The sequence below is a fragment of the Mesorhizobium sp. M7A.F.Ca.ET.027.03.2.1 genome (genome assembly GCF_003999175.1).
In the GTDB taxonomy this organism is placed as follows: Bacteria; Pseudomonadota; Alphaproteobacteria; order Rhizobiales; family Rhizobiaceae; genus Mesorhizobium.
The window spans coordinates 1-3,005 of sequence record NZ_RZOM01000774.1; the positions used below are offsets into that span (position 1 = coordinate 1).

The window sequence follows — 3,005 nt, forward strand, 5'->3', positions numbered from 1 at the left end:
CCATTGGCCGATGTTTCGCCGCTGGGCGGCGCCGGCGCGGTCACCGGTGCCGCGGGGCGCTGCGCCGACATCAGCAGGGCCTGAACCCGCACCGACCTGACCCGATCGGACCAGCCGCGCCCGAATGTTGCCCATGTCGGCAACCGCTTGAGGAACGCCAGCCGCGCATCGCAAAGCGCATCGATGGTCACACCGGCCGGCTTTGCCTTGGCCGCCGCGACGGTGACCGGTCCGATCCGCCCGTCCTGCGCAACGCCGACGGCCGCCTGCAAATATTTGGCCGCCCGGCCAGGCCCGCTATTGACGGCGAAATCGAACACAGCGTGGTCGACGCCATCGGGCAATTCGGCGCCGAGCACAGCGTCCCAGTAGAAGCGGCGAAAAAGCCGAAACTCCTCGAACCAGTCGGCCAGCGTCGCAAACACCTTGAAGCGGCCGGATTGCATGCGGTCGAGCATCTCCATCAGCCCGGCCTCGACCGAGACCGAACCGTCCGAAAATTGCGCGTGGCGGCTCAGCATGTTCAGCCCGTGCGCCGAATATTGCCGGGCAAGCGCCACGCCCGCTCCTTCCAGCGTTTCGCGGCGGCCGTCGCGCGGCCAGGCGAAGGGCAGCCATTCGCCCCACGGTTTCAAGGTCAGCGTCTGCATGGCCGGCGTCTGCTGCGAGGCCCGCGCTGCCTTGGTGACATAGACGACATCGGCCTCCGTATCCCAGGCAAGCTCGACCGCGGCCGAAGGATGGTCCCAGCCGAAATCGAGCGCGCCCAGCCTTGGCCAGTAGCGCGGCAGCCGGAACGGCTCGCAGGCGATCAGCGCCTCGGCCACCGGAAAAATGCGGCCCGAACCCAGCACCGGAATGCCGCGGGCGCGGGCCTCGCGCTCGTGCGCCGGATAGGCGGCGACGATCGCCGCGCGCTCCTGCGGCGTGTAGTGCGCGGCATCGTCGATGGTCATGAAGGTGACGTGTCGGGACATATCGGTCTGCCTAAATTATTTGCCGGGACGAGCAACGGCCATTGATAATACTGTTTATCAATGCAAAGCTGCTGGCGAATTTGGGGGAGATACATGATCCGCATAGCAATCGTTGTGGCCATTGCCGCCGGCGCGTCAGCATGCCAATCGAACGTTCCATATGATACGAGTAAGAAAACCTGCAAGATGTACGCCAATTCTTCAGGGTTCGAACGCAAGGTTTGTATCCCCGACACACCAAACAAAGTATGCGATGTCTGGTACAATCAGATTACAGGTGATGAAAGAATATGGTGCCAACCGCTAACCCGGAAAGCAACCGATCCCAGGGCCCGTGCCAGACAGCTTGCGGGCAGCAAATACCCATAAGCCCTCCCGGCATCATACTGCCCGGCGCTTGATGCGGACCACCTTTTGCGGCACGCGTCTTTTCTTCTAAGTCGATATGCGCTAAGGCTCGTCTCCGCATCGGTGAAGCCGATGCGTCTTGGGCCGGCGCCTTCCGCGCGGCCTCTACTCTACGCGGGTGGGGCAGCCACTCTTTGCCATGACAGATCTATTCGACGCGATGCGCTTGTCCGCCGAGGACAGCGAGGTTGCTCATCTTTATTTCAGCGAAAGCGGCAAGATCCTGCTGCCGCTCGGCAAATCGACAAATGCCCCGACGGGCCCGGAGATCCTGCAGCTTCTGCTGTCGTCCACCGATGAACACGATGGCGCGCTAGCCAGCGACCTGCTTGCCGATCTTGGCAGGACGGTGCCGTTGGAAAGCCTTCGTCTCCTTCTGACATCGCCCAACGCCCGGACCCGAGCGGCGGGCGCGTTTCTGGCCACGTTTCAAAACCAGAACATAAGTTCGATGGTGAGCGAACTGGCCGCACTGCTTGGGGATAGCAACTCGCGCACGCGTTTCGATGCCGTGGAGTCCATCTTGCGGTGCAGCACGCGTGACCATGGCGAGTACCTGGCGCAGGCCCTGTTTGCTCTTGATGATGAGCATGACGCCGTGCGCATGGGAGCTGTCCAGTTCGTCCGCTTTGCCCGGGACTGGCAGTTGAGGCTTGCGCGCCAGCACGCCGCTTTGCTCAAGCCGCAAACGGCGTTTTCGGTCATCTCGGATATTTCCGAGCAATGGCGGGACGATGTATCAGCCATGATCCGCAAGATGCTTGACCATTCCGAGCCGGTGGTGCGGCGTTACGGTCTTGGGCTGGCCGGTCGCGCAAGGTTGGTGGTCGTCGATGCCTTCGTCGAATGGGCGCGGGCGTCGGCCGATCCTGAAATCAGCAAACTGGCAGCCAGTTGCATCGAGCACAACCGGATTTCGCATCATGCGGTCTGGCATTCATCATTGCCGGCAACCGCCTGAATTTGTGGCAGAGCGGTAGTGGAAGTGACGGGTTGAGTACTGCCTCCCCTTCTCCCCTTGCGGGAGAAGGGGCTTCGCGAAGCGAGGTCGGATGAGGGTGTCCCGGGAAGGCCAACGTTCCACTTCGCTGGAACACCCCTCATCCGCCTCGGCGCTGCGCGCCGATCCACCTTCCCCCACAAGGGAAAGGAAACGCGCGAGCGAGCGCGAAATCACCCCTTCCCCATCCGCTCCACCTCTCCCGCCGACAAAAACAACAGCACCACGTCCGACATCCCAAGCAGCGGCGTGAACGTCACGATGGTGATGCCGCCCGTCGCGTTGGTGCGGGTCAGGCCCTCGGAATAGATGTCGAGCGGCGGTTCCTCGTCGAACCAGACGCCGTGTAAAGTCTCGCCCTGCCATTTCTCGCGGCCCTTCTCGAAACTCTTGAACGACAGCACCGACTCGTCGGCCTGCACGTCGCCGCCGCCGCCCCAGCGCACCACGACGCTGTCGAGCGCGCCCGGTGCGCCGCGGCCCATGAAGGTCTGCACGATGGCGTCGGCCGGGATCATGCCGGTGCCCCAGGCCGCCTGCTGCTGCGGCGGGCCGACCAGCACGCGCTGCGGATTGTCGCGCGTGCCTTCGCCGGGGACGCCGGCCGCCCACAGCCTGAC

3 protein-coding genes are annotated in these 3,005 nt (G+C 63.6%); 1 reads left to right on the plus strand and 2 read right to left on the minus strand.

Annotated features, from left to right (window positions below):
- A partial coding sequence (locus tag EN750_RS40995; protein ID WP_127398383.1) for a terminase family protein occupies positions 1-977 on the minus strand: 977 nt, incomplete at its 3' end.
- A gap of 487 nt (positions 978-1,464) precedes the next feature.
- Here EN750_RS40995 and EN750_RS26585 point away from each other — a divergent pair.
- Positions 1,465-2,346 carry a hypothetical protein gene (locus EN750_RS26585; protein WP_127398385.1) on the plus strand — a complete coding sequence of 294 codons (882 nt, stop codon included), beginning with the start codon at positions 1,465-1,467 and terminating at the stop codon, positions 2,344-2,346.
- Between the two features lie 212 nt (positions 2,347-2,558).
- Here EN750_RS26585 and EN750_RS26590 read toward each other — a convergent pair.
- On the minus strand, positions 2,559-3,005 hold a 447-nt coding region (locus EN750_RS26590), incomplete at its 5' end, for a terminase family protein (protein WP_210212770.1).